We start from the raw sequence: 23,653 nt of genomic DNA on the forward strand, positions 1-23,653 counted from the left end.
GGAGCGGTACTAAAACCACGGGAAAACTGGAGACCTTTTGATGCTGCAAACGAAAAAGCGCCTGAGAGAAGGCGCAGGGGTACGCTCGTGCCTGCGAAATGGCATGGTGGTCGCGGCGCTCGCTACGGCGGGGTATTCAACCGCCTGGGCGCAGTCGACGGTCACGCTGTACGGCATCGTCGATGCCGCTGTGCAGTACGGCAAGTTCAACGATACCGTCAGCCCGACGGCGATGGCGGCGAGCGGTAACCTGCAGGCGTCGCGCTTCGGCTTTCGCGGCAGCGAGGATCTGGGCGGCGGCTATCGCGCGAACTTCCAGCTCGAGACGGGCTTCAACACGTACACGGGCGTGGGGGGCGGCACGACGATGTTCAATCGCGGCGCGTCGGTGGGATTGTCGAGCGCGACGTACGGCAGCATCGATGCCGGCTTCATGTACCTGCCCATTTACTGGGTGTTTCTCGGCTCGGACGTCTCGACCTATGGCTTGTCGAATCCTGCCGCGATCATGTCGCTGGAACACACGGTGACGCTCGGCAAGTCCGGAACGGGAGGCTTCTATCCAAACGCGGTGCGTTATCGCACGCCGAATTACAACGGCTTCTCTAGCGAAATCGGCTATTCGTTCGGCGCGCAGAACGCGTCGGGCCAGACGGCCAATGGGCGCAACATTGGCGCGAACGTGATGTACCAACGCTTTGGCATGATGTTCGGCTATGGCTTCAATCGTTACCAGTACTACGCGGATGCGACCACCCTGACGCCTTCGTCGCAACTGACGCATGTGGTTGCCGCGACCTACGCGTACGCCGGTAACTTCATCGGCGCGAACTACATCTACTCGAAGCGCACCGATTCGACCAACTGGTTCGCGTCCGCGTTTCTCCTCAACGCGAAGATTCCGGCGGGCCCCGGCGATATCGAACTCGGCGTCTCCCGGCGGATCGAGAACGGGAACGCGCGGGCGATGGCGTACGACGCGGGCTATGTGTACTTCCTCTCGAAACGCACGCAGTTGTACGGCTACGCGACGATGATTACGAACAACAGCCATTCGAGTCAGGGTTTCGCACTACTGAATTCTAACTTCGCAACGGTCACACCGGGCTTCAGTCCGTGGGCCGTGACGGCGGGCTTGCGCACGTCGTTCTGATGGTTGCGGGCCGGGGCAACACGCGTGAGTTGCTGCGCGCGTTGTTCCGGCCCGCACAACGGCAGACCCGACACAACGTCAGTGGGGCCGTCTTGCGGACGATTGCCGGGCAGGCAGATCGCGAGCATTTTTTGAGATGAAGGGGAATTTATGTCCAGGCCTTTGCGATACGGCGTGATTGGCGCCGGCATGATGGGACAAGAGCATCTTCGCAATATCGCGTTGCTGCCCGATGCGGTCGTCACCGCGCTTGCGGATCCGCATGCGGAATCAATTGCCTCGGCGCGAAAAATAGTTGGACGCGAAGTCGAGGTATTCGCCGATTACCGCGCGCTGCTTGAAAGCCAGGTCTGCGATGTGCTCGTGGTCGCGACACCCAACGACACGCACCGTGCGGTGCTCGATGACATTCTGGCTGCGCCCACTGCGTTTCCGACGCTGATCGAAAAGCCGATCTGCACGACCATCGAGGATTGCCGGCATCTGGCCGATGCCGCAAGTAGCCATCGTGCGCCGCTATGGGTGGGCATGGAGTACCGGTACATGCCGCCACTGGCCGCGATGATCGAAGAGATCGACCGCGGGGAGGTCGGCAACCTGAAGATGTTTTCGATCCGTGAACACCGCCATCCGTTTCTCACGAAGGTCGGAAACTGGAATCGCTTTGCCACACGCACGGGTGGGACGCTGGTCGAAAAGTGCTGTCATTTTTTCGACCTGATGCGTTTCGTGCTTCGCGACGAAGCGGTACGCGTGTTTGCCTCCGGAGCCGCCGACGTCAACCATCGGGACGAGCGTTACGACGGACAGGTCCCGGACATGATTGACAACGCGTACGTCATCGTGGAGTTCCGCAGCGGGCGTCGGGCCAGCCTGGACCTTTGCATGTTCGCGGACGGCGCGTACTGGCAGGAAGAATTTTCAGCGGTCGGCGACCGGGGCAAGATCGAGTGTCTGGTGCCGGGCGCGGGCAAACATTGGCCCGGGCGTGGCGAGCGCCAGGCGGAACTGGTCACGAGTCCGCGCGAGCCCAAAGGTCCGGTGCGGCGCACGGTCGAGGTCGACGAACATCTGCTGGGTCTCGGAGCCCACCACGGGTCGACGTATTTCGAGCTTCTAGGGTTCCAGCAATCGATCCTTGAAGGAACGCCGGTTAAGGTGTCGGTGGAGGATGGGCTGAAAGCGGTGGTGATTGGCCTGGCAGCCGAGCAGTCGATCAGGGAAGGGCGGGCCGTCGAGCTTCAGGGGTGGACGCTTCGTTAAGTCGGCGCGCCGCGAGTGGAACGGGGCGGCGTTTGCCGCGCCGCCCTTGGTGCGCCCGCGGGCGCCGGGTTCAATGCGCCGCCGAAGCCGCCGCGCCCGCATCGCCGCCACCGCTGCGCTCGGGACGCGTGATCCAGATCAGCGCGATCAGCACGATGAAGATCGCCGACGAAATCCAGAACAGGTCGTTCACGCCAAGCTGCGCTGCCTGCTGCGTGACCATGCGGTCGAACAGCCCGTGTGCTTGCGAGGGATCGAGCCCGGCTGCGTTCTGCATTTGCTGCATCGACTGATTGAAGATCGGGTTGGCCTGCGAGGCCTGCTCGGTGAGGCGCGCGTGGTGGAACGTCGTGCGATGGTCCCACGCGGTCTCGAAGATCGAGGTGCCGATGCCGCCGCACATGATCCGCACGAAGTTCGACAGACCCGATGCCGCGGGAATGCGGTTGCCGGGCAGGCCCGAGAGCGTGATCGAGACGAGCGGAATGAAGAGGCCCGCCATGCCGATGCCCTGGATCAAGGTGGGCACCGTGAGCGCCCAGGTGTCCACGCCGGTCGTGTACTGCGAGCGCATCCAGAAGCACAGCGCGAACACCACGAACGCCGCTGTCGCGATATAGCGCGGATCGGTGCGCGGCAGGATGCGGCCCGTGATCGGCGAAAGCATGATCGCGAAGAAGCCCACGGGCGCCATGATGATGCCCGCATCGGTTGCGGTGTAGCCCAGCGTGGTTTGCAGCCACAGCGGCAGCAGCACGAGATTGCCGAAGTAAAGGCCGTAGCCCACCGAAAGCGCAATCGTTGCGCCCGTGAAGTTGCGCCTCGCGAACAGCGAGAGATCGACCACGGGGTGATCGGCGGTTAGCTCCCAGATCACGAAGAACGCGAAGGCGATCACAGCCGTGAGCGCGAGTACGACGATCGTGGTGGAGGCGAACCAGTCGAGATCCTTGCCCTTGTCGAGCATGATCTGCAGCGAGCCGACCCAGACGACCAGGAGTCCCAGGCCCGCGCCGTCGATGGGCGCTTTCTTGATGACCGAATCGCGATTGCGGAAGATCGCCCACGTGGCGACGGCCGCCATGATGCCCACCGGGATGTTGACGTAGAAGATCCACGGCCACGAGATGTTGTCCGAGATCCAGCCGCCGAGAATGGGGCCCGCCACCGGCGCGATCAGCGTGGTCATCGACCACATCGAGAGCGCGATGGGCGCTTTCGCGCGCGGATAGCTCGCGAGCAGCAGCGTTTGCGAGAGCGGGATCATCGGGCCGGCCACGGCGCCTTGCAGCACGCGCGAGGCGAGCAGGAAGGGCAGGTTGGGCGAGAGGCCGCACATCCACGACGAAATCACGAACAGGATGATCGACGCCATGAACAGGCGCACCTGGCCAATGCGGTCGGTGAGCCAGCCGGTGAGCGGCACGGAGATCGCGTTGGCGACCGCGAACGAGGTGATGACCCACGTGCCCTGATCGGAGGCGACGCCGAGGTCGCCCGAGATCGTCGGGATCGACACGTTCGCGATCGAGGTATCCAGCACGTTCATGAACACCGCGAGCGACACCGCGATGGTGCCGATCACGAGTTGCGCGCCTTGCAACGGCGGATGGACTACGGGTTGTTGTGCGGCCATTGAGTGCTTTGTAGTTGGCGTCGTTGCGTTGACGTCGTTGCGGCGGCGCGCGATTACATCAGCTTGGCCGCGGGCTTCGCGGCGCTATTGCCTGCCCCCGCCGACGAAACCTGAGCCTTGCCGGCGTTCTGCCCCGCGTTTTCCGCGATGATGCGGGCGATTTCTGCATCGGCTTCGTCGCCGTACTTCTCGAACACGCTGGTCTGGTACACCGTGTTCTGCGCGTTGCCGAGCTGGCTGCCCGTATCGTCCTTGATGTTGACGTCGACCTGCATCGAGAGGCCGATGCGTAGCGGATGCTTCTTGAGTTCTTCCGGATCGAGCGCGATGCGCACCGGCAGGCGCTGCACCACCTTGATCCAGTTACCCGTGGCGTTCTGCGCGGGCAGCAGCGAGAAGGCCGAGCCCGTGCCCGCCGAGAAGCCCACCACCTTGCCGCGATAGACCACCGACGAACCGTACACGTCCGCCGTCATTTCGACCGGCTGGCCGATGCGCATGTGCTTGAGCTGCACTTCCTTGAAGTTGGCGTCCACCCACACGGCGTTCAGCGGCACCACCGACATGAGCGGCGTGCCGGGCGAGACGCGCTGGCCCACCTGCACCGAGCGCTTCGCGACGTAGCCCGTGACCGGCGCGGGCAGCGTGTTGCGCGCGTTCGCGAGATACGCGTCGCGCACCTTGGCGGCGGCGGCCATTACGTTCGGGTGATTGGCGATGGTGGTGTTCGCGGTGAGCGCGCGGTTCGCGGCGAGCTGCTGCTGCGCCGCTTCGAGCGCGGCCTGGGCGCTCTTCACGGTGTCGCGCGCGTGCGAGATTTCTTCCTGCGAGACGGCGCCCGTTTGCGCGACCTGCATGCGGCGGCGCAGATCGTCCTGGGCGCGCGAGAGGTCGGCCTGACGCACGGCGACTTGCGCCTGGTACTGGCTGTCGTCGGCGAAGAGGCCGCGCACCTGGCGCACCGTCTGGCCGAGGTTCGCCTCGGCCTGCTGCAGCGCGATGCGCGAATCGGCGGGATCGAGCTGTACGAGCGGGTCGCCGCTCTTCACCGTTTGCGTGTCGTCCGCGTTCACGGCGATCACCGTGCCCGTCACCTGCGGCGTGATCTGCACGACGTTGCCGTTCACGTAGGCGTCGTCGGTGCTCTCGGAGAAGCGCGCGACGAGGAAGTAGTAGAGGCCGTAGGCAATGGCTGCAATCACGATCACGAGCACAAGCAGCGTCATCATGCGCTTGCGCTTGCCGTTGTTTGCGTTCGGCTGCGGATTGGCCGCCGGTTGCTGGGGGGTGCTCATGGAAGGATCTCCGGGTTCTGGCGTGCTGTTCGTTCAGTTATGGGTGTTCAGTTCGCGGCGGGCGCGCTTGCCGAGGCCGAGACTGCGGCGCTTTGCGCCGGCACCGAGGTGCGGCTCCACGGTCCGCCGTTCACGTCGCTTTGCCCCTTCGACTCGCTGCCGATCTCGACCGGCGGCACGAGGCCCGCGTCGTGCGCGTCGAAGCCGCCGCCGAGCGCCGTGATCAACGTCATCTGCTGGTCGCGGCGCTGCATCTTGAGGTTCGAGACGGTCTGTTCCGCCGCGAGGCGGTTCTGGTCGGCGTTGAGCACCTGGAGCTGCTCGGAGAGCCCGGCCTTGTAGCGGATCACGGCGAGCTGGTACGCCTTGGTGGAGGCGTCAAGCGCGCGCTGCGCGTCGACTAGCTGCTGGTCCGCCGAGCGGATCGACGAAACCTGCGTGGCCACCTGCTGGAGCGCGTTAATGAGCGTCTGGTTGTAGTTCGCCACATCGAGGTCGAAGTCGGCGTAGCGGCCCTTCAACTGGGCGCGCAGCGCGCCCGCGTCGAAGATCGGCAGATGCACGGCCGGGCCGAAGTTCATCGTCCGGCTGGAGAAGGTCAGGAAGCGGCCCCAGCCGAACGCGTCGAGGCCAATCGCGGCGCTCAGGTTCACGTCCGGATAGAACTCGGCCTTGGCTTCCTTCACGTCGTGCATCGCGGCTTCGACTTGCCAGCGCGCGGCGACGATGTCGGGGCGGCGCGCCAGCAGGTCGGCGGGCAGGTTGCCGGGCAGGGCCATGTCGGCGACCGGGTTGAGCACCGGCTGCGCGATCTGCAGGCCACGGTCCGGGCCCTTGCCGAGCAGCGCGCCCAACTGGTAGCGCACGTTCTGGATCTGGCCGTCGATTTGCGTGAGGTTCGCCTGGCTCGTCGCGATGTTGCCGTTCGCGGTCTGGCGCTCGACGTTGGTGTCGAGACCTGCCGCCACGCGGCCGTTCGTGATCGTGCCGATGGTCTTGCGGTTATCGATCTCGCGCGCGGCGATGTCGCGCAGCGCGTAGAGCTGCGCGAGCTGGTTGTAGGTGCGGGCGACCGACGCAGCGAGCGTGATGCGCGCCTGCTGCATGTCGGCCTGGGCGGCACGCTGCGCGGACACCGCCTGGGCAAGCCGCTGGCGGTTCTTGCCCCACAGATCCAGATCCCACGACGCGCTCGCGAGCGCGTTGTTCTCGTTGTACCAGGTGCCGCCGTAGGGCGGCGGGAAGATCGTGTTTTCCGTGAAGATTTCGCGGGTCCACGAATAGCTCGCGTTGGCCTTCGGATAGAGCCCCGCCTTCGACGTCTCGATGTACGAAGACGCCTTGGCGATGCGGGCCTGCGCCTGCGCGATGGTGGGGCTGCCTTCTAGCGCCTCGTCGATGAGCTTGGGCAACTGCGGGTCGCCGAACTGCTGCGCCCAGTCGAGCGTCGGCCACTGGCCACCCTGCGCCGGGATGCTCTGCGAGGTCTCGAACTGTTGCGGTTGCGCGATGGTCTTGTCGCTCTTGACGCCGAAATAGTTCGCGCAGCCCGCCAGCGCGAGCGTCGCCACCGCAGCGGCGATTGCCCCCCGGCAGGAGAGCGCTGGCGCAAACTGGGCAAACTGAACACCGGGTTTCATTGCTCGTCTCATGGCGTGAGTCGAAAAAAGTGAGGTAATGCTGGACGTTGCAGCTATTTTTTCGTGCTGCGGCTGCGAATTTGCTTGCCCTGTCATGAATTTGGCGGTGTGTTCTGTCCCGCGTTCTGCATAGCTTCGCAGCTATTGGCAAGAACCCGCCGCAACATGCTCTTGAGGAAGCAGACTTCCTCGGGCGTAAAGCCTTGCGAGAGCCTTTCTGTCACGCTCGTGAAGATGGCCGGCATGCGCGCGGCGATGGCTTCGCCCTCGGGCGTGAGCGCGAGGCGCACGGCGCGGCGGTCTTCGGAGCTGCGCACGCGCTTGAGGAGGCCGCGCTTTTCGAGCCGGTCGACGAGGCGCGTCACCGCGCTCGCGTCGATGCCGTACTCGCGTGCGAGTTCCGCCGCCAGCACGCATTTGCCGCTCGCCACCATGAACAGCACGCTGGCTTGCTGGCTCGTTACGCCGAGCTCGGCGACGGTGCGCTGGGTGATCAGGTTCGACATCGTCGATTTCACCCGCGAAAGGAGGTAGCCAACGCTTTCGCCGAAGTCGTAATCGCGTACTTCGGGCGGCGGCGCGGGAGTCGGATCCGTCATGTTTCTGCTGCGGCTGCAATGATTGACCAGGCATGGATTATAGGAGCCGTTAGTTGACGCGGCAAGGGTTTATTGTGGCGGGGCGGAGAAACTTTTGCCGGGCGGGGTTTCTATCGGGGCTCGAATCCGGGCGCGATGCGCCTGGTCGTGCCTTTCAGGGGCTCCTGAGTATGAGCACGATCAATTCATCGTCTCGTGCTATAATTTCAGGTTCCCAAAGTGCGTCATTCACAACGTCTGCTCGCAATGCCCGATCCGAGTGTCGGAGCGCGCGCAGAACGGTTGCGCGAGCCCGCTGTCGAGCTCATGCGCCGCACCCAACTGAGTACCCAGGTTCCTATGTCCCGCGCCCTTCGCAACATCGCCATCATTGCCCACGTCGACCATGGCAAGACCACGCTCGTCGACCAACTGCTGCGCCAGTCCGGCACCTTCCGTGACAACCAGCAGGTCGCCGAACGCGTCATGGACTCGAACGACATCGAAAAAGAGCGCGGGATCACGATTCTCGCGAAGAACTGCGCGGTCGAGTACGAAGGCACCCACATCAACATCGTCGACACCCCGGGCCACGCCGACTTCGGCGGCGAGGTCGAGCGCGTGCTCTCGATGGTCGACTCGGTGCTGCTGCTCGTCGACGCCGTCGAAGGCCCGATGCCGCAAACGCGCTTCGTCACGAAGAAGGCGCTCGCGCTCGGCCTGAAGCCCATCGTGGTCGTCAACAAGATCGACCGCCCGGGCGCGCGCATCGACTGGGTCATCAACCAGACCTTCGATCTGTTCGACAAGCTCGGCGCGACCGAAGAGCAGCTCGACTTCCCGGTGGTCTATGCCTCGGGCCTGAACGGCTACGCGTCGCTCTCCGCCGATGCGCGCGAAGGCGACATGCGCCCGCTGTTCGAAGCGATTCTCGAACACGTGCCGGTGCGCGACGCCGATCCGGAAGGTCCGCTCCAGCTTCAGATCACCTCGCTCGACTACTCGACCTACGTTGGCCGTATCGGCGTGGGCCGCATCAAGCGCGGCCGCATCAAGCCGGGTCAGCCGGTGGCGCTGCGCTTCGGCCCGGAAGGCGAGGTGATGAACCGCAAGATCAACCAGGTGCTGTCGTTCAGCGGCCTCGAGCGCGTGCAGGTCGAGTCGGCCGAAGCCGGCGACATCGTGCTGATCAACGGCATTGAAGACATCGGCATCGGCGCCACGATCTGCGCGATCGACAACCCCGAAGCACTGCCGATGATCACGGTGGACGAGCCCACGCTGACGATGAACTTCCTCGTGAACTCGTCGCCGCTCGCAGGCCGCGAAGGCAAGTTCGTGACGAGCCGCCAGATCCGCGACCGTCTCACGAAGGAGCTGAACCACAACGTCGCGCTGCGCGTGAAGGACACCGGCGACGAAACCACGTTCGAAGTGTCGGGCCGTGGCGAACTGCACCTCACGATCCTGATCGAAAACATGCGCCGCGAAGGCTACGAGCTGGCCGTGTCGCGTCCGCGCGTGGTGCTGCACGAAGTCGACGGTGTGAAGATGGAGCCGTACGAACTGCTGACCGTCGACGTCGAAGACACCCACCAGGGCGGCGTGATGGAAGAGCTGGGCCGCCGCAAGGGCGAAATGCTCGACATGGCTTCGGACAGCCGCGGCCGCACGCGTCTCGAGTACAAGATTCCCGCCCGTGGCCTGATCGGCTTCCAGGGCGAGTTCATGACGCTCACGCGCGGCACGGGCCTGATGAGCCACGTGTTCGACGAATACGGTCCTATCAAGGACGGCTCGCTCGGCGAGCGCCGCAACGGCGTGCTGATCTCGCAGGACGATGGCGCGGCCGTCGCCTATGCGCTGTGGAAGCTGCAGGATCGTGGCCGCATGTTCGTGAAGCCGGGCGACGCGCTTTATGAAGGCATGATCATCGGCATTCACAGCCGCGACAACGACCTCGTCGTGAACCCGATCAAGGGCAAGCAGCTCACCAACGTGCGCGCCTCGGGCACCGACGAAGCCGTGCGCCTCGTGCCGCCGATCCAGATGTCGCTCGAATACGCAGTCGAATTCATCGACGACGACGAACTCGTGGAAGTCACGCCGCAGTCGATCCGTCTGCGCAAGCGTCATCTGAAAGAGCACGAGCGTCGCCGCGCGAGCCGCGAAGCCGCTGCCGAATAAGCGCAGTTATTGAATTTTTGCGCACTGCAATGCAAGCTGGAAGCCAGAAAAGCCGCCTCTTTGTGGGCGGCTTTTTTGCGTCTTGCAACAATTATGTTGCAGTGCGTAAAGAGTGTGTTGCGAATGCCGCAAAGGCCCGTCTACAAAGGGTTTGCGTGCGCGTTCGTGCCACATTGCAATCTATGGCGGGTATCACTTATGTGATATCCTCCGCGGATGCATGATTTAGGTCCTTCCAAGCAGACTTGATTCGCAATCCGCTAAACGGTCAGGCCGTGGCGCGGAAGGTTGAGTAACCCGCTATTTCTCGAGAAACTCGAAGAAAGGTGAGCGTAAATGTCGGAAACGATGAAGCAATTTCAGCTGAACTCCTATCTGTTCGGCGGCAATGCTCCGTATGTCGAAGAGCTATACGAAGCATATCTTGATAACCCTGCGTCCGTTCCGGACAACTGGCGCGAGTACTTCGACGCACTGCAAAACGTGCCGTCGTCGAGCGGCACCACGGACAACGACATCGCCCATGGGCCGATCGTCGAGTCGTTTGCGCAGCGCGCCAAGGCCAACGCGTTCATTCCGCGTGGAGGCGGCGAAGACCTCGCCACGGCACGCAAGCAGGTGTACGTTCAATCCCTCATCGGTGCTTATCGATTCCTTGGCTCGCAATGGGCCAACCTCGATCCGCTGAAGCGCCGTGAGCGTCCGAATATCCCCGAGCTCGAGCCCGCGTTCTACGACTTCACCGAAGCCGACATGGACGAGACGTTCAGCGCCACGAACCTGTACTTCGGGTTCGAGCGCGCGTCGCTGCGCGAGATCGTCAAGGCGCTGCGCGACACGTACTGCGGCACGATCGGCGCCGAGTACATGTACATCAGCGATCCTGAGCAAAAGCGCTGGTGGAAGGAGCGTCTCGAGTCGATCCGCTCGACGCCCAGCTTCTCGAACGAGAAGAAGAAACACATTCTGCAGCGCCTGACGGCCGCCGAAGGCCTCGAGCGCTTCCTGCACACCAAGTACGTCGGCCAGAAGCGCTTCTCGCTCGAAGGCGGCGAGTCCTTCATCGCCGCGATGGACGAAGTCGTTCGTCACGCGGGCGCCAAGGGCGTGCAGGAAATCGTGATCGGCATGGCTCACCGCGGCCGTCTGAACGTGCTCGTGAATACGCTCGGCAAGATGCCGTCGGACCTGTTCGCCGAATTCGAAGGCAAGCACGTCGACGACCTGCCGGCCGGCGACGTGAAGTACCACAAGGGCTTCTCGTCGGACATCGCGACCGAAGGCGGTCCGGTCCACCTGTCGCTCGCGTTCAACCCGTCGCACCTCGAAATCGTCAACCCGGTGGTCGAGGGTTCGGCGAAGGCGCGTATGGACCGCCGCGGCGACGACAACGGCCTGCAAGTGCTGCCGGTGCAGATCCACGGCGACGCGGCCTTCGCGGGCCAGGGCGTCGTGATGGAAACGCTGAACCTCGCGCAAACGCGCGGTTACGGCACGCACGGCACGCTGCACATCGTCATCAACAACCAGATCGGCTTCACGACTTCGGACCCGCGCGACGCGCGTTCGACGCTCTACTGCACCGACGTGGTCAAGATGATCGAAGCGCCGGTGCTGCACGTGAACGGCGACGATCCGGAAGCGGTCGTGCTGGCCATTCAGCTCGCGGTCGAGTTCCGCATGCAGTTCCACAAGGATGTCGTGGTCGACATCATCTGCTTCCGCAAGCTCGGCCACAACGAGCAGGACACCCCGGCGGTCACGCAGCCGCTCATGTACAAGACGATCGCGAAGCACCCGGGCACCCGTGCGCTGTACGCCGAGAAGCTCGTGCAGCAGGGCGTGATCACGGCCGAGGACGGCGACAACTACGTCAAGGCCTACCGTTCCGCGATGGACGAAGGCCACCACACGGTCGATCCGGTGCTCTCGAACTACAAGAGCAAGTACGCGGTGGACTGGGTGCCGTTCCTGAACCGCAAGTGGACCGACGCAGCGGACACGGCAGTGCCGCTCGCGGAACTCAAGCGTCTCGCTGAGCGCATCACGACGATCCCGGAGAACTTCAAGGTTCACCCGCTGGTCGAGCGCGTTATCAACGACCGCCGCGCGATGGGCAAGGGCGAAGCGAAGCTCGACTGGGGCATGGGCGAGCACCTCGCGTTCGCGTCGCTGGTCGCTTCGGGCTACGCCGTGCGCCTCACGGGCCAGGACTCGGGTCGCGGCACGTTCACCCACCGTCACGCCGTTCTGCACGACCAGAACCGCGAGCGCTGGAACGACGGCACGTACATCCCGCTGCAGAACATCGGCGAGAACCAGGCGAGCTTCACGGTGATCGACTCGGTGCTCTCCGAAGAAGCGGTGCTCGGCTTCGAGTACGGCTATTCGACGGCTGAGCCGAACACGCTGGTGGCGTGGGAAGGCCAGTTCGGCGATTTCGTGAACGGCGCGCAAGTCGTGATCGACCAGTTCATCTCGTCGGGCGAAGTGAAGTGGGGCCGCGTTTCGGGTCTCACGATGCTGCTGCCGCACGGCTACGAAGGCCAGGGTCCGGAGCACTCGTCGGCGCGTATCGAGCGCTTCCTGCAACTGTGCGCCGAGCACAACATGCAGGTCGTCCAGCCGACCACGCCCGCGCAGATCTTCCACGTGCTGCGCCGCCAGATGATCCGCCTGTTCCGCAAGCCGCTCATCATCTTCACGCCGAAGTCGCTGCTGCGTCACAAGGAAGCCGTGTCGGACCTGTCTGAACTCGCGAAGGGCACGTTCCAGCCGGTCATCGGCGAAGTGGACGACACGATCGACGCGAAGAAGGTCAAGCGCATCGTCGCTTGCTCGGGCCGCGTGTACTACGACCTCGTCGCGCATCGCCGCGAATCGAAGTCGAACGACGTCGCGATCATCCGCATCGAGCAGCTCTATCCGTTCGCGCACAAGCAGTTCGAAGCCGAGCTGAAGAAGTACGACAACGCGACGGAAGTGGTGTGGGTGCAGGACGAGCCGCAGAATCAGGGCCCGTGGTTCTACATCGAGCATCACCTGAAGGAAGGCATGAAGGAAGGCATGAAGCTCGCGTACAGCGGCCGTCCTGCTTCCGCCTCGCCGGCCGTCGGCTACTACGCGAAGCACTACGAGCAGCAGAAGACGCTGATCGAAGGTGCGTTCGGCCGCCTGAAGGGCGCGCAGGTCGCGAAGTAAGCACACATAGAGCGAATCGAACCGGGAAAGCGCGACTCATCCATCACGCGCTTTCCCGCGCTCAAGTGCGCGACCCGGTTCGTCATACGGGGAAAATCCCCGGACAAGTATTCAGGAAAATCACATGGCTATCGTAGAAGTCAAGGTCCCGCAGTTTTCGGAATCGGTGTCGGAAGGCACGATGCTGCAGTGGAAGAAGAAGGCGGGCGAAGCTGTTGCCCAGGACGAAGTCGTCATCGAGATCGAAACCGATAAGGTCGTGCTCGAAGTGCCCGCGCCGGCTGCCGGCGTGCTGAGCGAGATCATCGTGGGCGACGGCTCGACCGTCACGAGCGAGCAGCTGATCGCGAAGATCGACACGGAAGCCAAGGCGGGCGCCGTTGCGGCTCCGGCCGCTGCCGCCGCGCCCGCTGCTGCTCCCGCAGCCGCACCGGCTGCCGCCACTGCCGCCTCGACGGCCAGCAGCACTGTGGCGTCGCCCGCAGCGTCGAAGCTGATGGCCGAGCAGGGCCTCTCGGGCGGCGACGTCGCCGGCACCGGCCGTGACGGCCGCATCACGAAGCAGGACGTGCTCGGCGCGGGCGCGCCGAAGGCCGCTCCGGCGGCAGCACCGGCTGCCAAGGCCGCCACTGCCGCGAAGCCCTCGCTGCCGCAAGTCAATGCGCCGGCATCGGCTGCCAACTGGCTCAACAACCGTCCGGAACAGCGCGTGCCGATGTCGCGTCTGCGTGCGCGTATCGCCGAGCGTCTGCTCGAGTCGCAGCAAACCAACGCCATCCTCACGACGTTCAACGAAGTGAACATGGCGCCGGTCATGGACCTGCGCAACAAGTACAAGGACAAGTTCGAGAAGGAACACGGCGTGAAGCTCGGCTTCATGTCGTTCTTCGTGAAGGCGGCAGTCCATGCGCTGAAGAAGTTCCCGCTCGTGAACGCGTCGATCGACGGCAACGACATCGTCTACCACGGCTACTTCGACATCGGTATCGCGGTCGGCTCGCCGCGTGGTCTGGTGGTGCCCATCCTGCGCAACGCAGACCAGATGAGCCTCGCCGACATCGAGAAGAAGATTGCTGAATTCGGTCAGAAGGCCAAGGACGGCAAGCTCTCGATCGAAGAAATGACGGGTGGCACGTTCTCGATCTCGAACGGCGGTGTGTTCGGCTCGATGCTCTCGACGCCGATCATCAACCCGCCGCAGTCGGCGATCCTCGGCGTGCACGCAACCAAGGAGCGCGCTGTCGTGGAGAACGGCCAGATCGTGATCCGCCCGATGAACTACCTCGCGATGTCGTACGACCACCGCATCATCGACGGCCGCGAAGCCGTGCTGTCGCTGGTCGCCATGAAGGACGCGCTGGAAGATCCGGCTCGCCTGCTGCTCGACCTGTAAGCGTAGTTCGTCTAGTACCCCGTCTCACACTGAGCGTCGCGCGCGGATTCCGGAAGCCGGACTCCGCGCGCCGCGCTCACGTATCGAAAGGATGACCATGTCCAAAGAATTTGACGTCGTCGTGATCGGCGCCGGCCCCGGCGGCTATATCGCGGCGATTCGCGCCGCGCAGCTCGGCAAGTCGGTTGCGTGCATCGAAAAGTGGAAGAACCCGGCCGGCGCGCTGAAGCTCGGCGGCACCTGCCTGAACGTGGGCTGCATTCCGTCGAAGGCGTTGCTCGCCTCGTCGGAAGAGTTCGAGAATGCCCAGCATCATCTCGCCGACCACGGCATCAGCGTGGGCGACGTGAAGATCGACGTCGCGAAGATGCTCGCCCGCAAGGAGGGCATCGTCGAGAAGATGACCAAGGGCATCGAGTTCCTGTTCCGCAAGAACAAGATCACGTGGCTCAAGGGTCACGGCAAGTTCACCGGCAAGAATGACGCCGGCGTGCAGATCGAAGTGTCGGGAGAAGGCGAAACTGAAGTCGTCACGGCGAAGAACGTCATCATCGCGACGGGCTCGAAGGCGCGCCATCTGCCGGGCATGCCGGTCGACAACAAGATCATCGCCGACAACGAGGGCGCGCTCACGTTCGACTCCGTGCCGAAGAAGCTGGCCGTGATCGGCGCAGGCGTGATTGGCCTGGAGCTCGGCTCGGTGTGGCGCCGTCTCGGCGCCGACGTCACGATCCTCGAAGCGCTGCCGGAATTCCTCGGCGCGGCTGACCAGTCGCTCTCGAAGGAAGCCGCGAAGCTCTTCAAGAAGCAGGGTCTCGACATTCACGTCGGCGTGAAGGTGGGCGAAGTGAAGGCCACCGACAAGAACGTCACGATCAACTACACGGACAAGGACGGCAACGCGCAAGTGCTCGAAGCCGACCGCCTGATCGTGTCGGTTGGCCGCGTGCCGAACACCGACAACCTCGGCCTCGAAGCGATCGGCCTGAAAGCCAACGAGCGCGGCTTCATCGACGTGGACGACCACTGCGCAACGTCGGTGCCGAACGTCTACGCGATCGGCGACGTGGTGCGCGGCCCGATGCTCGCGCACAAGGCCGAAGACGAAGGCGTGCTGGTGGCCGAGATCATCGACGGTCAGAAGCCGCACATCGACTACAACTGCATTCCGTGGGTGATCTACACCGAGCCGGAAATCGCGTGGGTCGGCAAGACGGAGCAGCAGCTCAAGGCCGAAGGCCGCGACATCAAGACGGGCCAGTTCCCGTTCATGGCGAACGGCCGCGCGCTCGGCATCAACAAGGCCGACGGCTTTGTGAAGATGATCGCCGACGCGAAGACCGACGAGCTGCTCGGCGTGCACATCATCTCGGCGAACGCATCGGACCTGATCGCGGAAGCCGTGGTGGCGATGGAGTTCAAGGCGGCCGCCGAAGACATTGGCCGCATCTGCCATCCGCACCCGTCGCTGTCCGAAGTCATGCGCGAAGCGGCGCTCGCCACCGACAAGCGCGCGCTCAACATGTAAGCACCGAGGGCAGGGCGGCCGGCTTTTTATGACCGCCCTGTCTCGCAGTAGCATGCATCAGTACAGAGGCGGGTGGGCTCAGGCTCTCCCGCCTCTTTTTGTTTGCGGTCCAGAAAAATGAACGTCACCGAATACTACGAAAACGAACTGCAGAAGCGGGGCTATAAACCCGATGCGGCCCAGCGCACCGCCATCGACCGGCTGCAGCGGTGCTACGACGAGTGGGGCGCCTACAAGGGGCGCCGCTCGAACGCGTTCTGGAAGCTCATCAATCACCCGGATCTGCCGCGCGGGGTTTACATGTGGGGTGGCGTGGGCCGCGGCAAGAGTTTCCTGATGGACAGTTTCTATGCGGTCGTGCCGTTGCAACGCAAGACGCGTCTGCATTTTCACGAATTCATGCGCGAGGTGCACCGCGAACTCGAAGAGCTCAAGGGGCAGGCCGATCCGCTCGACGAACTCGCGCGCCGCATCGCGAAGCGCTATCGCCTGATTTGCTTCGACGAATTCCACGTCTCGGACATTGCCGATGCGATGATCCTTTATCGCCTTTTGGACGGTCTGTTCAAGAATGGCGTGCAGTTCGTGATGACGTCCAACTACGATCCCGATTTGCTCTATCCCGACGGCCTGCATCGCGACCGCATGCTGCCCGCCATCGAGCTCATCAAGGAAAAGTTGGATGTCCTGAACGTCGATGCCGGCATCGATTATCGCCAGCGCACGCTCGCGCAGGTCGAGGTCTATCACACGCCGCTAGGCGCGGCTGCGGACAAGGCGTTGCGCCACTCGTTCGCGGAGCTTGCCGCGGTGCCCGACGAAAGCCCGCTGCTGCGCATCGAGAAGCGCGAACTCAAGGCATTGCGCAAGGCGGATGGCGTAGTGTGGTTCGATTTCGCCACGCTGTGCGGCGGCCCTCGCTCGCAGAACGACTACCTGGAACTCGCGAGCCGTTTCCACGCTGTGATCCTCTCCGATGTGCCGCAGATGACACCGCGCATGCAATCCGAAGCGCGCCGCTTCACCTGGCTCATCGACGTGTTCTACGACCACAAGGTGAAGCTGCTGATGTCGGCCGCGGTGCCGCCCGAGGAGCTTTACGTGGAGGGTCCGATGGCCAACGAGTTCACGCGCACGGTTTCGCGCATCGTCGAGATGCAGTCGAAGGAGTATCTGGAAACGCCGCGCCGCATCGTCGATACGACGCTCACTTAATCAGTGGGGTCTGTCGCTCCTGAAAATACCGCGATTCCTCGCAAAAACAGGCGCGGATGCGTTTTTTCAAGATTCGGACTCGTCTGATAGGGGCCGCAGGAGCAAGTCGATATCTTTAGTCAGGACAGGTTCCGACAAAGGAGTAGACCATGACCCCCCATCGCGATATTACCGAGGAAGAATGGCAGCGCGTGATGCCGCTGCTGCCAGAACTGCGTCCGCGCTCGGAAATGCGCGGCCGTCCGCTTGCCAACACCCGTTCGGTGCTCAACGGCGTTTTGTGGGTCATGTATAGCGGCGCTACGTGGTCGGCCATGCCGCGCCGCTATCCGTCCTATCAAACCTGCCATCGCCGCTTCAAAGCCTGGCATGACGAAGGGGTTCTCAAGCGCGTGATGGCCGAGCTTTTCGGCGACGAGGGCATCGCGCTGTGCGACACCATCGAATCGCGCATGCGCAAGCATTTGAGCCGTGCAGAAAAGGCCGCCGCACGCGTTCAGGAAGGCTTGCCCGGACTGCCGTCCACCACGCGCCATTCGCCGTTCAGCCCCGCCACGTCCGGTGTGCCGCAGCCGTTGAGTTATCGGTCGGTGTATCGGCATACGGCTTGATCGCGCTTACTGCTGGCGTACCCAGGTCTGCGAGCGGCCCAGTAGCGAAATGCCCAGATAACCGCGCACCACCAGCTTCTGGCCGCCGTCTTCGGTGTGGATCTTGCAGCGGTACACCTTGCCGTTCTCGGGGTCGAGAATGTGCCCGCCATCCCATTCGCTGCCGGCCTGCCTCATGCCGTCGATGATCGTCATGCCCAGAATCAGCTGGTCCTTGCGTGAGTCCGTGCACGCCGTGCAGCGGCGGTCCGGCTGATCGTTCGCACCCTGCCCCTTGATGATCTTGCCGGTGAGGCCGCCGCTGCCATCTTCGCTGATCTGCACGAGCGCTTTGGGCTGTCCGCTGTGATCGTCGATCGTTTGCCAGACGCCGACAGGCGAATTCGATTGCGCATGGGCGGCGATCACGCCGCCAAGCAGCGCGCCGGCCAGCACGATATGACGCGCCGCACGAGCGGCGAACGCATTGCCGCGGCTGTTGAACGGGACCATATGTCTTCCTCCACTGGTGTTTATCGGTATGTTTTTCAAACCGCCGCGAGCCCGGTTGCGTGGCAGCGAACTGCGGCAAAGGCGGGCGGCGGTCAGCGCAGGATACGCGAAAGCACTTCGCGCGTTTGCGAGGAGAAACTCTAGTCGGCGTTCACGGCGCGTGGCGCACGCGCCGCGCCTGACGGACTGTTGCCGTGAATCGGTTGTCGCGAATCGCCCGGTTTGCGGCTTTTGGCTCAATTGGGCTGATACGAGAACGTAGCATTCACAGGCGGGCTGCGCGACGCGCTTTCAACGGGCGCATCGGCCAGCGCCTTCGCCACTGAGAGATCGAGGCTGTAGTACTTGCCGTCCGTGATCCGGAACCCCGCCGAAGCCGACGAAAGCCGCGAAGGCGAGGGCGTGCCCGCATGCAGGTACACGCGCGCCATGTCGAACGACACATACTGCGTGATCGACACCGGCGCGCTGGTGCTGCGCGACTGGCAGGCCACGCACGGCATGCCCGTGATCTGGGTCGGCGCGGCGCCGCGCGACAACGACCCGGCCATGTATCCCGCCGAGTATTCGCACATTCTGCCGCTCGACTTCACCTGCGCCGAGCTGCGCGGGCTCGTGCACGGCGAAACCGGGACTGGCAAAGAGCGCATCGCCGAACTGCTGCATCGCAAGCACAGCCGTTACGACGCTGGCCCGTTCGTGGCCGTCAACTGCGGCGCGATCCCCGACGGCCTGTTCGAGTCGCTGTTCTTCGGGCACGCGAAGGGTTCGTTCACGGGCGCTGCGCTCGCGCACAAGGGCTACTTCGAGCAGGCCGACGGCGGCACGCTGTTTCTCGACGAAATCGGCGATCTGCCGCTCTATCAGCAGGTGAAGCTGATGCGCGTGCTGGAGGACGGCTCGGTCACGCGCATCGGCTCGGCCACGCCGCTGAAGGTGGACTTTCGCCTTGTCGCGACCACGAACCGGCACTGCCGCAACTGGTGAAAGACGGCAATTTCCGCGCCGACCTTTATTACCGGCTTGCCGTGATCGAGCTGATCGTGCCGTCGCTCGAGGCGCGCGGCCCAGTGGACAAGATCGCGCTCTTCAAGGCTTTCGTGGCGTCGGTGGTGGGCAGCGAGCGGCTCGCGGCGCTGCCTTACTGGCTGGCCGATTCGGTAGCGGCGATGCGCTTTCCGGGCAACGTGCGCGAGCTGCGCAACCTGGCCGAACGGGTCGGCGTAACGGTGCGGCAGATGGGCAATTGGGACGCGCCGCGCCTGCGCCGGCTGCTGGCGGGGGCGGGCAGCGTCCAGCCGGCGCCGGGAGAGTCGGCGATGGCGCCTATCGTCGATCGCAGCAAATGGGACATGGCCGAGCGCAGCCGGCTGCTGACGGCGCTCGATGCGAACGGCTGGCGCCGCAAGGACACGACCCAATACCTGGGAATCAGCCGCAAGGTGTTGTGGGAAAAGATCCGCAAATACCAAATTTTCGACGAAGAGCCCGCAACCGGCGAAAGTGAGTAATAATTGTGCGATTTTGTAAAATCATACAAAAGAACTGTTCAAAACAGGGACTTCATGAGCGACAAGTGGAGAGTTCGACAGCTTGCGTTGGCCGTGCTGATGCTGCTCGGGGGGCTGGAATCCGGCTGCGCGCAGCCGCTGCAGCAGGGGACGACGCAATCGACAGGGCAGTCGACGGTCAACGTGGCCGCGAACATGGCGGCCCAGGATCCGGCCACCACGACGGTGCAGCCGCAGGCGGCGCCGGGTGCGCAGCCACTGCCGGGTGCACCGGTCGCGCTGACGCAGGAGGAGGCGCAGCAGAACGCGGCGGGCAATGTAGCCGAGCTGCAGCAGATGATCCGCGGCTCCGATCTCAACGAATTGCGCACGACCTACAACGGCACCTATGGCGCGAGTCTCCTGTTCTACGGCAAGGAGATGACCTACTACGTGACGCTGTTCCAGAACAAGACGTTCTGGCGCGTCATCAAGACCAGCGACGAGACGCGCGCCGAGGCGATCTACCGCGATTTCGTGCAGAAGACGCTGCAGTTGTCGGACGTCGAGATCCGCCGCACGCGCCTCGAGGCGCAAAAGGTGTACACGGCGCGCATGATCGCGCTGACGCAGGATCACGCCAATCGCCTGCAGGCCGATCTCGCGATCGCGCGCCAGCAGCAGGCCATTGTCGCGGATCAGCAGAAGCAGGCACGCACCCAGGCCAATGCGCTTCAGGTCGAGAAGGCGGCTGCGCAGGATCAACTGCGTGCGGCGCAGCGCAAGGTGCAGGAACTGCAGCGCGAGGTCGAGGGCGGATTGCCGATCCGGTAATCAGGCTGCAACCGTGCAACAGGCAGGACAGGAAGGGCAACGAAGGCGGGGCGTCCGTGACGCACCGGTCCTTCGTTGCCCTTCGTAGTTTTCGGCGGCGAGGTTTCGCGAAAACCTGACGAATTCCTGGTGCCGCTGCGCGGCCTCAATGCTTGCCGTGATGGTGATGATGCTTGGTGTGGCCTTTGCCGGTGTCGTCGGTGGGCTTGGGTCTGGAGGGGGGCGGATCGACGGCGATAGGGTCGCTCGCCGGAAAAGTCTCTTCGAGCGCTTCGTCGAGCGCATCTTCCTGCGGGGGCTGAGGAGACTTCGGTTTAGATGAACTCATGGCGTTCTCCTGGCGAAGAGAGTCGCTTTCAGGATAACGCAAAGAGAAGGATCACGAGCGCATGGCCGGATCCTTTGTGCTTTTGCTGGTGCTGCACGAGACCGGCCGATGCTGAAAAAGCGCGCGCGGCTCGCGCGCGCATGGCTTAGCCGTTGTTCGAGCCTTCGCCGCCGTTGCCGCCGTTGTTCACGGTGCCGTAGAGCCGGCGGCGGCGCGTGACGACCACCGGGCCGTCCTGGGCGGGGCGCTCGGGCGAACCGGGTGCATTGGACGAGCCAGGCGCCGACCAGGATTCGCGCGGCTCGCGCTCCCGGGGCTCACGCGATTCACGCGGCTCGCGCGAACCATGGCCGCCGTGGCCGCCGTGGCCGCCATGGTTGCCATGCGGGCCACGGCTCGTGTGCTCGCCGTGCGAGGGGCGCGGCGTGCGCGGGCCCGGGCGCGTGCCGGTGTCGAGCTGGATGGTGGAAATGGCGCGTTTGTAGATGCCTTGCAAGCCGACAGGCGTGCGCAGCATCACCAGGTACTGATCGAACGACTCGATGCATCCGGTCAGGCGAATGCCGTTGACCAGATAGATTTCGACGCGCTTGCGCTCTTTGCGCGCGGCGTTCATGAAGTCGTTTTGCGGGTGCGATTCTGCGGAAGGCATGGACGAATTTTGACCAGGCGGCTCAATGCCGCAATTCATTTAGAAACGTTTGCTTGCCGGAATTCTACCTTGTGCCGGCAAAGCGCGCGTGCGTAGACATACTTTATTGCAGAACTATACCGGCTCGCGACCACAATAGCGGAATTGCCGGGCTGGCACTTTGCATGTCCGCAAGAATCCACGAAAGCGGGTCTCGAACCATCAGACGCGCTCGCGGTGCATACTTTCATAGCGTAGTGCAAAGCTCGGGCGAATGTGTCGCGGATTTCGCTGTCGTTGCGCGCGAACGGCGTTCGAGCTTTCCTGCACCTTACTGAATGGCGATTTTGCGGACTTCCACGTGTGCGTTCCGTGCGGCGACGCACGCGCGCGCCAGATGCGCGGCAAATGCGTAATCGCGATCCGGGAATAAGGCGTTGGTCTGCCGCGTTTATCTCATGTCGACGTCGGTTCAGCGCGACGTTCACTCTGCACAGGAGATGACCATGAAGCGGTTTCGCATTGTTCTTGCCTGCCTTCTCTGTCTGACGATGGCTGCGGTCTCGGCTTCGGTGACCGCGTGCAGCGACATGAATTCGGGTGGCAGCAACTCGTCCAGCAGTTCGGGCGGCGGCGGTTACTGATTCGCGGCTAGCCACGCTACGGGTCCCGCGCGCCATGCTGCGCCGTCCGTCCGCGGAGTTCGAAGCGCAAGTGGTCGCGCAGCTCGCGCCCATGCGCCGTTATGCGCGTGCGCTCACCGGCGACGCCGCGTGGGCCGACGATTTAGTGCAGGACGCCGCGGAGCGGGCGCTCTCGCGCGCCGCGTCGTTCCGGCCGGACAGCAACCTGCGTGCCTGGCTGCTGACGATCCTGCGCCACATCTACATCGATCAGTTGCGCGGGCGGCGCGAGATTGCCGTGGACGATGAAAGCGCGCCGTGGCGCACGCTGGAAGCGCCGCATGGTGAAGTCGACGGCCTCGTGCTGCGCGATTTGCAACGCGCGCTCTATCAGCTTCCCGCCGCGCAGCGCGAGGTACTGCTGCTGGTTTGCGTGGAGGAATTGAGCTATCAGGAGGTGTCGACGGTGCTCGGCGTGCCGGCGGGCACCGTGATGTCGCGGCTTTCGCGTGCGCGCGAGCATCTGCGCGCATTGCTGGACAGGGGACCGGCGCAGGATTCTGCGCGGCACGTCGTGCCGCTCAGGGTGGTGGGGACCACGCGATGAACGATGACAAACTCGAACGCGAGCGCGCGAACGCTGCACGGGCGGCTGCGCCCGATGGCGGGACGCTGGCTGGCCCGATGCCGCCTCCGTCCCATCCGGTTGATTCGGACTCCGATATGGACCTTGCCGCGCTGGGCGCCTGGCTCGACGATGAACTGCCGGCCGACGCGCGCGCGGCCGTGCAGGCGCGGCTGGCGGCCGACGAACACGCCGCGCAGCGCGTAGCGGCCTGGCGCGCGCAGAAGGCCGCGCTGCAAGCGCTGTGCCGCGCCGGCGACGAATCTGCTGAACCGGCTTGCCTGGTGCTGAGGCGTCGCGACCCGTGGTGGCGGCGCGCGGGCCTCGCGGCGGCGTGGGCTGTGGCGGGCGCGGGCTTCGCGGTGGCGGCAGGCACGCTGATGCCGCAGTGGTTCCCCGACGGCCCGTGGGGCGCGGGAGGGACCGCAGGCGTGGCGAACGTGGGCCAGGCCCCCGCAGCATTGGCGCGCGACGCGGAAGGTTTCGCGCGTCGCGCCGACGTGGCCTATGCCGTGTATTCGCCCGAAGTGCGACATCCAGTGGAAGTGGGCGCCGCGGACGAAGCGCACCTCGTTGCATGGCTTTCGAAGCGGCTGGGCAAGCAGCTCGCCATTCCGCCGCTCGGCGAATATGGCTACGCGCTCGTGGGCGGCCGCCTGTTGCCGGGCGCGGCCGGCCCCGCGGCGCAGTTCATGTATCAGAACCCCGCCGGCGCGCGGCTCACGCTCTATGTGAGCGCATCGGGCCGCGATCGCGATGCGGTGCATCTGCTGAGCGACGGCAGCCGCCGCACCTTCTACTGGAGCACCAAAGGCATGGGCTATGCGCTGTCCGGCCCGGCCACCGAGGCTCGCCTGCGCTCGATCGCCTTTGAGGTGTGCGGCGCGCTAGGCGGTTCGCCGGCGCAATGGTGACAAGCGGTGACAAGCG

At 64.2% G+C, this 23,653-nt stretch carries 19 protein-coding genes and 2 pseudogenes; 13 read left to right on the forward strand and 8 right to left on the reverse strand.

Annotation, left to right across the window (positions count from 1 at the left end; genetic code table 11):
• The first annotated feature begins 40 nt into the window (after window positions 1–40).
• Both NH14_RS22910 and NH14_RS22915 read left to right on the forward strand, forming a co-directional pair.
• The gene (locus NH14_RS22910) at window positions 41–1,153 is read left to right on the forward strand and encodes a porin (RefSeq protein ID WP_084225386.1); all 1,113 of its coding nucleotides are present in this window, start codon (window positions 41–43) and stop codon (window positions 1,151–1,153) included.
• A gap of 150 nt (window positions 1,154–1,303) precedes the next feature.
• Window positions 1,304–2,416, forward strand: coding sequence for a Gfo/Idh/MocA family protein (locus NH14_RS22915; protein WP_035525949.1), 1,113 nt, complete (start codon window positions 1,304–1,306; stop codon window positions 2,414–2,416).
• Window positions 2,417–2,486: 70 nt separating this feature from the next.
• Here the strand turns inward: NH14_RS22915 and NH14_RS22920 are convergent, their stop codons facing one another.
• The 4 genes from NH14_RS22920 to NH14_RS22935 form a co-directional block, all read right to left on the reverse strand.
• Complete coding sequence (locus NH14_RS22920) at window positions 2,487–4,052, reverse strand: DHA2 family efflux MFS transporter permease subunit (RefSeq protein ID WP_035525952.1); 1,566 nt, start codon at window positions 4,050–4,052, stop codon at window positions 2,487–2,489.
• Between the two features lie 53 nt (window positions 4,053–4,105).
• Window positions 4,106–5,347 carry an EmrA/EmrK family multidrug efflux transporter periplasmic adaptor subunit gene (locus tag NH14_RS22925; protein WP_035525954.1) on the reverse strand — a complete coding sequence of 414 codons (1,242 nt, stop codon included), beginning with the start codon at window positions 5,345–5,347 and terminating at the stop codon, window positions 4,106–4,108.
• A 47-nt stretch (window positions 5,348–5,394) separates the two neighbouring features.
• Window positions 5,395–6,987, reverse strand: a complete 1,593-nt coding sequence (locus NH14_RS22930) for an efflux transporter outer membrane subunit (RefSeq protein ID WP_035525956.1) — start codon at window positions 6,985–6,987, stop codon at window positions 5,395–5,397.
• A gap of 92 nt (window positions 6,988–7,079) precedes the next feature.
• The gene (locus NH14_RS22935; RefSeq protein ID WP_035525959.1) at window positions 7,080–7,586 is read right to left on the reverse strand and encodes a MarR family winged helix-turn-helix transcriptional regulator; all 507 of its coding nucleotides are present in this window, start codon (window positions 7,584–7,586) and stop codon (window positions 7,080–7,082) included.
• Window positions 7,587–7,925: 339 nt separating this feature from the next.
• Here NH14_RS22935 and typA point away from each other — a divergent pair, with 339 nt between their 5' ends.
• The 6 genes from typA (at window position 7,926) to NH14_RS22965 (ending at window position 17,700) form a co-directional block, all read left to right on the forward strand.
• On the forward strand, window positions 7,926–9,752 hold the full coding sequence (gene typA / locus NH14_RS22940; RefSeq protein ID WP_035525962.1) for a translational GTPase TypA: 1,827 nt from the start codon (window positions 7,926–7,928) through the stop codon (window positions 9,750–9,752).
• Window positions 9,753–10,088: 336 nt separating this feature from the next.
• Window positions 10,089–12,953 (forward strand): 2-oxoglutarate dehydrogenase E1 component, encoded by a 2,865-nt coding sequence (locus NH14_RS22945; protein ID WP_035525965.1) that lies wholly within the window; start codon window positions 10,089–10,091, stop codon window positions 12,951–12,953.
• Window positions 12,954–13,077: 124 nt separating this feature from the next.
• Entirely contained in the window at window positions 13,078–14,346 is a 1,269-nt protein-coding gene (gene odhB, locus NH14_RS22950; RefSeq protein ID WP_035525967.1) for a 2-oxoglutarate dehydrogenase complex dihydrolipoyllysine-residue succinyltransferase, read from the forward strand.
• Between the two features lie 97 nt (window positions 14,347–14,443).
• Window positions 14,444–15,874 (forward strand): dihydrolipoyl dehydrogenase, encoded by a 1,431-nt coding sequence (gene lpdA, locus NH14_RS22955; RefSeq protein ID WP_035525971.1) that lies wholly within the window; start codon window positions 14,444–14,446, stop codon window positions 15,872–15,874.
• A 117-nt stretch (window positions 15,875–15,991) separates the two neighbouring features.
• Complete coding sequence (gene zapE / locus NH14_RS22960) at window positions 15,992–17,089, forward strand: cell division protein ZapE (RefSeq protein WP_035525975.1); 1,098 nt, start codon at window positions 15,992–15,994, stop codon at window positions 17,087–17,089.
• 149 nt (window positions 17,090–17,238) lie between these two features.
• Window positions 17,239–17,700: a transposase gene (locus tag NH14_RS22965; protein WP_035525978.1), complete on the forward strand. Its 462-nt coding sequence runs from the start codon at window positions 17,239–17,241 to the stop codon at window positions 17,698–17,700.
• A 6-nt stretch (window positions 17,701–17,706) separates the two neighbouring features.
• Here the strand turns inward: NH14_RS22965 and NH14_RS22970 are convergent, their stop codons facing one another.
• Both NH14_RS22970 and NH14_RS22975 read right to left on the reverse strand, forming a co-directional pair.
• Entirely contained in the window at window positions 17,707–18,192 is a 486-nt protein-coding gene (locus tag NH14_RS22970) for a DUF2147 domain-containing protein (RefSeq protein WP_035525981.1), read from the reverse strand.
• Window positions 18,193–18,428: 236 nt separating this feature from the next.
• Window positions 18,429–18,650 (reverse strand): annotated as a pseudogene (locus tag NH14_RS22975) (ShlB/FhaC/HecB family hemolysin secretion/activation protein); the annotation flags it as partial.
• On the opposite strand from NH14_RS22975, the pseudogene NH14_RS22980 reads away from it, so the two are divergent.
• A pseudogene (locus tag NH14_RS22980) lies at window positions 18,595–19,703 on the forward strand (sigma 54-interacting transcriptional regulator). The pseudogenes NH14_RS22975 and NH14_RS22980 overlap by 56 nt on opposite strands.
• Before the next feature lie 54 nt (window positions 19,704–19,757).
• Complete coding sequence (locus tag NH14_RS22985; protein ID WP_035525984.1) at window positions 19,758–20,516, forward strand: DUF2968 domain-containing protein; 759 nt, start codon at window positions 19,758–19,760, stop codon at window positions 20,514–20,516.
• A 145-nt stretch (window positions 20,517–20,661) separates the two neighbouring features.
• Here the strand turns inward: NH14_RS22985 and NH14_RS22990 are convergent, their stop codons facing one another.
• Window positions 20,662–20,844, reverse strand: coding sequence for a hypothetical protein (locus tag NH14_RS22990; RefSeq protein ID WP_084225388.1), 183 nt, complete (start codon window positions 20,842–20,844; stop codon window positions 20,662–20,664).
• A gap of 145 nt (window positions 20,845–20,989) precedes the next feature.
• Window positions 20,990–21,496, reverse strand: a complete 507-nt coding sequence (gene hfq, locus NH14_RS22995) for an RNA chaperone Hfq (RefSeq protein WP_035525987.1) — start codon at window positions 21,494–21,496, stop codon at window positions 20,990–20,992.
• A gap of 485 nt (window positions 21,497–21,981) precedes the next feature.
• Between hfq and NH14_RS23000 the strand changes: the two genes are divergently transcribed.
• The 3 genes from NH14_RS23000 to NH14_RS23010 all read left to right on the forward strand — a co-directional run bounded on the left by NH14_RS23000 (window position 21,982) and on the right by NH14_RS23010 (window position 23,637).
• Complete coding sequence (locus tag NH14_RS23000; protein WP_167556495.1) at window positions 21,982–22,119, forward strand: hypothetical protein; 138 nt, start codon at window positions 21,982–21,984, stop codon at window positions 22,117–22,119.
• A 34-nt stretch (window positions 22,120–22,153) separates the two neighbouring features.
• A complete protein-coding gene (locus tag NH14_RS23005; RefSeq protein WP_035525993.1) occupies window positions 22,154–22,705 on the forward strand; it encodes a sigma-70 family RNA polymerase sigma factor in 552 nt (183 codons plus the stop codon).
• A 77-nt stretch (window positions 22,706–22,782) separates the two neighbouring features.
• Window positions 22,783–23,637, forward strand: a complete 855-nt coding sequence (locus tag NH14_RS23010) for an anti-sigma factor family protein (protein WP_035526379.1) — start codon at window positions 22,783–22,785, stop codon at window positions 23,635–23,637.
• The last annotated feature ends 16 nt before the right edge of the window (window positions 23,638–23,653 follow it).

Origin of the sequence: Paraburkholderia sacchari (assembly GCF_000785435.2) — a bacterium.
In the GTDB taxonomy this organism is placed as follows: domain Bacteria; phylum Pseudomonadota; class Gammaproteobacteria; order Burkholderiales; family Burkholderiaceae; genus Paraburkholderia; species Paraburkholderia sacchari.

Bases quoted from the DNA above. Each gene is read 5' to 3' on its own strand.
- NH14_RS22970 (WP_035525981.1), bottom strand. From the start codon at position 18,192: ATGGTCCCGTTCAACAGCCGCGGCAATGCGTTCGCCGCTCGTGCGGCG.
- lpdA (WP_035525971.1), top strand. From the start codon at position 14,444: ATGTCCAAAGAATTTGACGTCGTCGTGATCGGCGCCGGCCCCGGCGGC.
- NH14_RS22920 (WP_035525952.1), bottom strand. From the start codon at position 4,052: ATGGCCGCACAACAACCCGTAGTCCATCCGCCGTTGCAAGGCGCGCAA.
- NH14_RS22910 (WP_084225386.1), top strand. From the start codon at position 41: ATGCTGCAAACGAAAAAGCGCCTGAGAGAAGGCGCAGGGGTACGCTCG.
- NH14_RS22965 (WP_035525978.1), top strand. From the start codon at position 17,239: ATGACCCCCCATCGCGATATTACCGAGGAAGAATGGCAGCGCGTGATG.
- NH14_RS22985 (WP_035525984.1), top strand. From the start codon at position 19,758: ATGAGCGACAAGTGGAGAGTTCGACAGCTTGCGTTGGCCGTGCTGATG.
- NH14_RS22935 (WP_035525959.1), bottom strand. From the start codon at position 7,586: ATGACGGATCCGACTCCCGCGCCGCCGCCCGAAGTACGCGATTACGAC.
- hfq (WP_035525987.1), bottom strand. From the start codon at position 21,496: ATGCCTTCCGCAGAATCGCACCCGCAAAACGACTTCATGAACGCCGCG.
- NH14_RS22930 (WP_035525956.1), bottom strand. From the start codon at position 6,987: ATGAAACCCGGTGTTCAGTTTGCCCAGTTTGCGCCAGCGCTCTCCTGC.
- NH14_RS23010 (WP_035526379.1), top strand. From the start codon at position 22,783: ATGCCGCCTCCGTCCCATCCGGTTGATTCGGACTCCGATATGGACCTT.
- odhB (WP_035525967.1), top strand. From the start codon at position 13,078: ATGGCTATCGTAGAAGTCAAGGTCCCGCAGTTTTCGGAATCGGTGTCG.
- NH14_RS23005 (WP_035525993.1), top strand. From the start codon at position 22,154: ATGCTGCGCCGTCCGTCCGCGGAGTTCGAAGCGCAAGTGGTCGCGCAG.
- NH14_RS22945 (WP_035525965.1), top strand. From the start codon at position 10,089: ATGTCGGAAACGATGAAGCAATTTCAGCTGAACTCCTATCTGTTCGGC.
- NH14_RS22915 (WP_035525949.1), top strand. From the start codon at position 1,304: ATGTCCAGGCCTTTGCGATACGGCGTGATTGGCGCCGGCATGATGGGA.
- zapE (WP_035525975.1), top strand. From the start codon at position 15,992: ATGAACGTCACCGAATACTACGAAAACGAACTGCAGAAGCGGGGCTAT.
- NH14_RS22925 (WP_035525954.1), bottom strand. From the start codon at position 5,347: ATGAGCACCCCCCAGCAACCGGCGGCCAATCCGCAGCCGAACGCAAAC.
- NH14_RS23000 (WP_167556495.1), top strand. From the start codon at position 21,982: ATGAAGCGGTTTCGCATTGTTCTTGCCTGCCTTCTCTGTCTGACGATG.
- typA (WP_035525962.1), top strand. From the start codon at position 7,926: ATGTCCCGCGCCCTTCGCAACATCGCCATCATTGCCCACGTCGACCAT.
- NH14_RS22990 (WP_084225388.1), bottom strand. From the start codon at position 20,844: ATGAGTTCATCTAAACCGAAGTCTCCTCAGCCCCCGCAGGAAGATGCG.